The following is a 6,370-nucleotide window of genomic DNA, read 5'->3' as shown; positions in this document are numbered from 1 at the left end:
GCTCCCTGTTGTACCCTTACCTTGTTCTTATACTTGTCTATCAGTTCTTGGTCTCCAAGTTTCTCTGCAACATGCAGAAATTCCTTGGATTGTCTGATAGACCGCTCTAGGGCTCTCTGTTTGGCTTGTACGTTGGCATTTTCGATAGCCTGCTCAGGCGTTAAGTCTTTGAGATTGTCTGGTAAATCAGGTTTGTAGTTAGCACCGACCACAAAAGGTGTGATTTCGTGGTAACAGTTGATACCAAGACACCCTCCAGCTGATCCATATCCATAATCTGATAATGCTAGGATACGCTCGCCCTTTTCAGTTCTAGCAACTCCAGTAGTGACTATCTGATGTTGTAGAGGGGCACACATTTCCCTTGCTGTGGCTTTCTTTGAGTAGTAATAGGTATCTATCCCTAACTCCTCAGCTGGAGCCATTCTGACCTCACGATAGACACGCCAAGCCGTTGACTTGATAACCTGTCTAGCATAGGTATCAGCTTTCCAATGTTTCCCTTGACTATCGGTAAAGCCATAAAAGCCCTTTTGGGCCCATTTCATGACTGTATCTGAAATAGCCTTGTCTGATGTAGCAAGACCTGTGACAACCTTTGCTGTAGCCTCCTCAATGATAGACTGGTAAACCTCTCTCACACTCTTTGGTAGCGTGGTATTGATAAGGTTGTTAATATCTCCCATAGTCTGATTGACATAAGCTGCAAGATTGGTCTGTATGAGGCTGTTAGCCACAAAATCACCACCAGTAGCCTCTAATAGTTGCTCTTTGGTGTTCTTGTAGATTTGATAACCCTCGTTTTGGATAACATACCTCAGCTGTTCCTCGGCAATTCCTGAACGGTCTGAAATGAGCTTGAGGTTATCCTCGTTGAGTAGCCCCATCTCATTCATTTTCTCTAGTTGCCAAATGTAGGGGTTATCATCAAGACTAGCAGAGCCACGCTCTTTGATACGGTCTATAACTTGGTCAAATAGATCCAGAGTAAGCTGATGATAGATGTCTGCAACCTGACTAGCGTCAAGCATAAGCTGCTCATCATTGAGATTGATTGGTTTCTTCTTGTCATCAGCCATCTAATCACTCTCCATACACTCCCACATCATCAGGGCTACGCTCACTACTTGCCTTATCAATGGCATTGCCACTAATTTCAGCCTTTATTTCCTTAGCTTTCTCAGGGGTCACGTTGAGCACTTTCTCAATAGCCATGACATCAGTACCAAAGCCAGCGTTAACTACCTTAATCCAGTAATCAAGCTCAGCGTTTCGGTCAGTAAAGACACCATCATCAAGGTTAATGCTGATAGCGTCCATGTCTGGGATATTGCCTTTATAGAGTTGATAGGCTTTCCCAAGCTCTAACATGGAGATAATCAGCTCTTTTAGGGATTGCTCAACTAAACTGACAATACTGTTACGCATTTGGTAAGTGTCAGAGTTCTCTGAGACAATCTCAGTAGCTGTCTTCATGCTCTTACCGTCAAAAGTAAACATGCCAGCTGATACGCCTATCTGCATTTCAAAAAGGGATAGCCCCTCATTGATTGCCTTGATATAGTCATCAGAGCGGATAGGGGTTGTAAGGTCTGTGATACCTATACCCTTGTCCATGTCGCCACTGTCAAACTGCTCATAGACATTCTGACCAGTCTCAAACTCACGCTTGACTGTGACTTTCTCACCGTCCGTGTTGTATTGCGTGCTAATCATCTGAGTTGGAACTGCAACCCTACGCTGACCCATCTTAACCTCCCACATGAACTCATCATAGGTGGTGTTCAGGAAATCAATCGTAGTCTTTGCATTATCAAAGATAGATAGACCAAGTGGACTGTTAATATCTTTATTGTTCATACCTGGTGTTTTCAAGTAAGTAAACAATGGACGGCTCAGACCGTTCAAGTCAGCGACTTCTTCCAAGTCTTCATAGAGTTCAGCCAATGGCACCCTAGCTCCTACAATATTCTGATTATCAGACTTGTAGAGTTCATTGGTTACCGTGTACTTGTCATCTTTACTCCACTCATGCAATTCAATAAGCGTGTAATACTTCTGCTTGTTACCCTCTGATTTGATTGTCTTAGTGATGATAGCAGCGCTAGAAACATCTTGAGTGTTTGACTGGAGAGGCAAGAAAACTGGCGCTTGGATAAACGCCACCCTGACCTTGTCCTTATCAACATAAGGCCTCATAGCAAGTCCACCAAGAGCTAGACAGCTCTCTAGGTAACGTTCAAAGTTCTTGATAAAGCGGTCATTCTGTAGCTGGTCCTGAATAAATTCATCAGCTTTCTCATCATCTACCTTGATTTCAGCCTGTTCATTAAATACTAGGCTTGCAATCTTCTTGGAGGCTGTCCTGCCTATTGGTAAATGGTTAAAATCTCGCTTTTGTTTTGTGCCGTTGCTATCTTTATACTCAATCTGTGGATAACGCCCTGCAAAATACTTGAGATTTTCCCTGATACGGTCATACTCTGCACTAGACACCGCTATTTTAGGGTGGTCTGTGATATTAGTTAAGTTTTGTGTGGTCATCACATACTTACTCCTTGTAAAGAAATTCTTGATAGTTTGTACTATTCCCATTGTTAGCTCCTTTAGGCTTTCAAATCTAGCTCCCTAGCGTTGTCTAGGACAAAATACTTAAACTCATCTACCGTATGGTCATCTTCTTTGATAACCTTTGGATCATCAGAGTTAATAGTCTTGTCGTCATAGCGGTACATCTTATGCTCCTCAACAAAGACCTTGTTAGCAGGGATGTCAAGGTAGTAAAAGCGTCCCTCAGCTAGTAAGCTGATAACCATGTCAATCATGGTCTGATTTTTCTTCTTGGCCACTGGGTGCCAGCGTTCGCCATAGTCCTTAAAGTATTGATTTCTCAAAGCTCCCTCCGCACTATCAATAGTCATCTTGAGCTTAGGCACTCTGTACTGTTTCATAACCTTGTCTATAAAGTCATGGATCATCACGGTAAGCTCACTAGGTGCTTTCTTGATGGTCTTGCCAGCTGGTGAATAGTAGAACGTATCAAGCAAGATAACATTACCCTTAGCAGTAAGCCCATAAGCCCCACAGGCAGTAGCTGACTGCTGATGTCCTGTATCAAGGGCAAATGATATACCTATCAGCTTGTCATCATCAGGCAGGCTGTCTAGTGGCTTAAAGTAGTTCATGTTGTAGACATGATTACCAAGTCCTATAACTTCTCCTAGATACATCCAACGGTAATAGTCAGGGTCAGTTTCCTTGTACCTTTCTATCTTCTCTTTCATCTGCCTAGACAAAAAGCCTAGCCTGTCATCAAGATAGGTACTGTGATGTATCAGATAGGTAGGGTCACTTGCTTTCTCAGCTACCCATTCATTTATCCAGTCATAGGGGTTTCTAGGCGGGTTGTATGTGAAATAGACCTTGACCTGTTTGCCATTAGGTAGCTCTTGACGGATAAAGGTATCCTCAACTATATCAATGTCCTCACGCCCTGCAAACTCTGCCAATTCCTCAAACCACACAGACATAACATAGCCCTTGGCTATCTTCTGTGATTTGAGTTTCATTGGGTCATCTACGCCATAAAAGTAAAAGGCTGTACCTGTTTTCTTGTGGGTAATCTGTAGCGGTGACTTGCCAAACTTAAACTGATTGGCTAGCCCCATCTCATAAATGGCCCATCTTATCTGTTCATAGACAGACATTCTCAGGTACTTTCCCACTTTCCGTAGGACTACCACATTACCCAGAGGGTCACTAATAAAATCATTTACTAGATCAATAGAGACCACAGAGGACTTAGTAGAGGCACGGCCACCCTTTAACACAATATGGCTCTTGGGTGTAAAGAGCACCTCATCAAATACTGGGTTAATCAACTTTGCTAGGTTCAGTATCGCCATTGTACTCACTCCTATCAAACGTAAATCCAGTAATGACCGTATCATCTTCATCATCTGAGCCTAGCTGAGCCTTGAGGTTGTCAATCCTCAATCGTTGCTCCTCTGTGACAAGAGGTGAGCGTGTCAGCTCGTCGTAGGTCTTAATCATGCTTTTAAGCTCTGACTGTGCCCTTGCTATTGCAGCTAAAGCCTTGCCTTGCTTATCCCATGCCGTATGATGTTCATAGCCTGTACCAGCTTTGCCTGTACTAGTAACAAAGGTATCGCTATCCTCTACATCTTGGACAAATAAAATACGCTGAGCATGCAGTAGATTAGCATAGGTCAGCGTGATATTTTCCCAGAGTATGTCTATTGGTTGTTTGTCTGATAGCTCCTGTGCTATCTCATAAACCTCTTGAGGGAGGTACTTAGCAAACAGCCCATGTTTGAGGGCGTTTGTGTTTCCCTTAGGGGCTCCGTGTCCTAGAGCGTTCTTACTGCCCTTTGGAGCACCCCTTGGATTTTTGGAACGTTCCGTATTTTTCTTTTGGAACGTTCCTTTTATTTTAGGTTCCCATTTGTCTTTACTTTTCCAACCTCGGACAGTGCCAGCTGAAACACCCAAACGCTCAGCAATCTCAACCAGTTCAATGTTTCCATTGTTCTCTGAATAGATTTCAAATGCTTTGTCTCGGTTGGGGTCTCTTGCTCTACCCAAGCCTAAACCTCCTGCTGTTTATTTGTTTTGAAAAAAGAAAAGGGCAGACACTTCATAGGTGCCTTACCCTTAATTCTTGATACTACCATTCTAGCAGAATATAAAAACTGTGCTAACAAGTATTGATTTGTTCAGTACGGTTTTGTAAAGTTCAATTTAGTTCCATTTGTTCCAGCACATCATTCAACTCACAGATAGCCGTATTCCTCCAAGTATAGAAAGTGGTTCTACTGATACCCATTTTGTCACAAACATCATCAACATACATCTTAGTAATGTAAGTCATTCTGAGGACTGACCTGCTCTTTGGATTTTTCAGCTTGTTAATCAATCTACCTAATTCAAGTTTCCTGTTAATAACTTCATTAGTGTCCTGTTCAATGGCTTCTTTCATGACAATCAGCTGGGTATAGACATCATCAACCTTTTTAGCCTGACCACCCTTGACCTTGTCTGCTGTCCACTTGGGGCTTGAGAGCAAACCTGCCTCAAGCTCATTGATCTCGTCTATACGGCTTTGAATGTCCATATCAAGATTTTGTAGCTCATTCAAGAGCTCTTTAGCCTTGTTCACTCTCTGTCTCCTTTTTGTGGTATAATGTATGTGAGTTATTTACCACAGCCAGGGCAGAGAGTGCCTTGGCTTTTTTTATTCCCATGTGATATGAATTTGCTTGTTGGTTATAAAATCTTCACCAGTAAATGTATTTTTACTATAGGTCGAATGATACTCTACTTTGAAATCATCTCCTAACAATTCCTTGATTTTCTCAAGGGTCCTTTCATCATCCAATCTTCGTCTCGTATAATCATCTTTAACTTTTAAGACACTAATCAGATGGCCGCTATACCCTTGCATAGCTGATTCCTTAATGACTTTTTCCAAATCATATTTTTTAAAGTAACGTTCAAACCACTTGTTATAGCTTTCTGAACTTAATTGCTGTACTTCATCAAATAGTGTCATTTCAATCCCATCCTTTCATTATTCAACATGTAGCCCTCTATGGTAATTTCCTCAGGGCTATTGGTCCAATTCTTCATGATTTCAACTTGAGAGGTGATAGAGGTAATAATATAGACTTTTCCTCTCCTATCCTTAACTGTCGTGATAGAGACCTGCTCTTTTTTTCTTTGCCATTCCAGACTCTCATCATAAGCCTTGGAGAAAGCCCTGGTAAACATCTTTTTACGTTGTCGCTTGTTCATTGGTTGCCTCCTAAGCCTCACATTCTGCTAATGCTATAGGATTTTGATTATGATAAATAGTGACTGTGTTCTTACTGGTTGTTGTCCCCCAATCACTTTCCTCTTTTACTTGTTCACCAATTTTGACATCAGTGATAACAGCGTCTAGCTTGACATCTTTGAACTCTCCGCCTGCACTAGCACAACAATCGCTTTCTGACTCCTCGATAGTGACCTTAGTTCCATCTTCAAGCTCTAAGTAGTCTTTGTCCCACTTTACAATACGTTTGTAGAGTAGCAACTCTTTCAGTTCTTCTAGTGATCCATAGCGTTCATCTTTGCTGCCATACATACTAAAGCCATCTGGTAATTCAATAGTTTTTGTCATCTCAACTTCCTCTTTTCTTCAAATACTCAGGGATTTCATCACCGACCTTGAGGCTTTCGTACTGTTCTTTGGTAACTAAAAACTTACCATAAGCCTCAGCCGTGACGGTGTAGCGTCCCTCTATGATTTCCTTGTCTGTGATTTGCCCTACCATCACACCGCCTGCATTATCGACGGTGTAGATGATGA

At 42.0% G+C, this 6,370-nt stretch carries 9 protein-coding genes; all 9 read right to left on the bottom strand.

The annotated features are described in order from the left end of the window. The coding region (locus tag ACQRDX_RS08875; protein WP_427896517.1) for a phage minor capsid protein at positions 1 to 1,079 on the bottom strand (1,079 nt) is incomplete at its 3' end. 4 nt (positions 1,080 to 1,083) lie between these two features. Continuing rightward, positions 1,084 to 2,595 (bottom strand): phage portal protein, encoded by a 1,512-nt coding sequence (locus ACQRDX_RS08870; protein WP_289902904.1) that lies wholly within the window; start codon positions 2,593 to 2,595, stop codon positions 1,084 to 1,086. 11 nt (positions 2,596 to 2,606) lie between these two features. After that, positions 2,607 to 3,905: a PBSX family phage terminase large subunit gene (locus ACQRDX_RS08865; RefSeq protein WP_427883434.1), complete on the bottom strand. Its 1,299-nt coding sequence runs from the start codon at positions 3,903 to 3,905 to the stop codon at positions 2,607 to 2,609. Further along, positions 3,874 to 4,605 carry a phage terminase small subunit gene (terS, locus tag ACQRDX_RS08860; RefSeq protein WP_322115956.1) on the bottom strand — a complete coding sequence of 244 codons (732 nt, stop codon included), beginning with the start codon at positions 4,603 to 4,605 and terminating at the stop codon, positions 3,874 to 3,876. The genes ACQRDX_RS08865 and terS overlap by 32 nt, the downstream gene beginning before the upstream one ends. A gap of 151 nt (positions 4,606 to 4,756) precedes the next feature. Next, positions 4,757 to 5,179 carry a DUF1492 domain-containing protein gene (locus ACQRDX_RS08855; RefSeq protein ID WP_024377658.1) on the bottom strand — a complete coding sequence of 141 codons (423 nt, stop codon included), beginning with the start codon at positions 5,177 to 5,179 and terminating at the stop codon, positions 4,757 to 4,759. Between the two features lie 75 nt (positions 5,180 to 5,254). Beyond that, positions 5,255 to 5,572 carry a hypothetical protein gene (locus ACQRDX_RS08850; protein WP_427883430.1) on the bottom strand — a complete coding sequence of 106 codons (318 nt, stop codon included), beginning with the start codon at positions 5,570 to 5,572 and terminating at the stop codon, positions 5,255 to 5,257. Beyond that, complete coding sequence (locus ACQRDX_RS08845) at positions 5,569 to 5,814, bottom strand: hypothetical protein (protein ID WP_427896515.1); 246 nt, start codon at positions 5,812 to 5,814, stop codon at positions 5,569 to 5,571. Before ACQRDX_RS08845 ends, ACQRDX_RS08850 begins: the two co-directional genes overlap by 4 nt. A 10-nt stretch (positions 5,815 to 5,824) precedes the next feature. Continuing rightward, the gene (locus ACQRDX_RS08840; RefSeq protein ID WP_427896513.1) at positions 5,825 to 6,181 is read right to left on the bottom strand and encodes a DUF7448 domain-containing protein; all 357 of its coding nucleotides are present in this window, start codon (positions 6,179 to 6,181) and stop codon (positions 5,825 to 5,827) included. Between the two features lies 1 nt (position 6,182). Continuing rightward, positions 6,183 to 6,370, bottom strand: a 188-nt coding sequence (locus ACQRDX_RS08835) for a DUF1372 family protein (RefSeq protein ID WP_427896511.1), incomplete at its 5' end; no start/stop codon positions are given.

Source organism: Streptococcus sp. SGI.013 (assembly GCF_050315295.1).
Lineage (GTDB): Bacteria > Bacillota > Bacilli > Lactobacillales > Streptococcaceae > Streptococcus > Streptococcus porcorum.
This window is presented reverse-complemented; position numbering and strand designations above follow the sequence as displayed.

Excerpts from the sequence above, each read along its gene's own strand:
- ACQRDX_RS08870 (WP_289902904.1), bottom strand. The coding sequence starts at position 2,595 with ATGGGAATAGTACAAACTATCAAGAATTTCTTTACAAGGAGTAAGTAT.
- ACQRDX_RS08865 (WP_427883434.1), bottom strand. The coding sequence starts at position 3,905 with ATGGCGATACTGAACCTAGCAAAGTTGATTAACCCAGTATTTGATGAG.
- ACQRDX_RS08850 (WP_427883430.1), bottom strand. The coding sequence starts at position 5,572 with ATGACACTATTTGATGAAGTACAGCAATTAAGTTCAGAAAGCTATAAC.
- ACQRDX_RS08845 (WP_427896515.1), bottom strand. The coding sequence starts at position 5,814 with ATGAACAAGCGACAACGTAAAAAGATGTTTACCAGGGCTTTCTCCAAG.
- ACQRDX_RS08840 (WP_427896513.1), bottom strand. The coding sequence starts at position 6,181 with ATGACAAAAACTATTGAATTACCAGATGGCTTTAGTATGTATGGCAGC.